Here is a 388-nt window from a genome sequence, read left to right as displayed (position 1 = left end):
GGAAGCCACTTATGTCACCCGTGCTTTTGCCTTTGGGGAAAAGGCAAGGTTAACGAGCTATATCAAAACTTTTTTACCGGGCGGTGCAACCTTCACACTCGAGATGCAGCTGGATGATGGTGCTTTTGTTCCTCTCACATTAGAGGAAACAGAACAACTCGCTGAACCACTTTGGACAGAGCGCAAATTTGTGAGCAACGACAAAACAGCCAAACAAGCACGCTTGAAACTCACGCTTACCGGTGGGCCAGCAGCGCGGTCCATGGTGTGTGACTTTGGTGCCGGCATATTATGAGGGGATGGAAGACATGACAAAAACCAAAAAACTCGACATGGAATTGCCTAAAGAAGGACGTTTTATCAGTTCTGAATTCCCAATCTTGCGGGA

At 47.7% G+C, this 388-nt stretch carries 1 protein-coding gene and 1 pseudogene; both read left to right on the top strand.

Annotated elements, in window-relative coordinates:
* Positions 1-295 (top strand): hypothetical protein (locus J7R13_RS09355; RefSeq protein WP_208438357.1); only part of this gene is annotated, 295 nt, incomplete at its 5' end.
* A 13-nt stretch (positions 296-308) separates the two neighbouring features.
* Positions 309-388, top strand: a pseudogene (locus J7R13_RS09965) (Bgr_08870 family protein); the annotation flags it as partial.

This window comes from Bartonella taylorii 8TBB (assembly GCF_902825155.1).
Taxonomy (GTDB): domain Bacteria; phylum Pseudomonadota; class Alphaproteobacteria; order Rhizobiales; family Rhizobiaceae; genus Bartonella; species Bartonella taylorii_A.
This window is presented reverse-complemented; position numbering and strand designations above follow the sequence as displayed.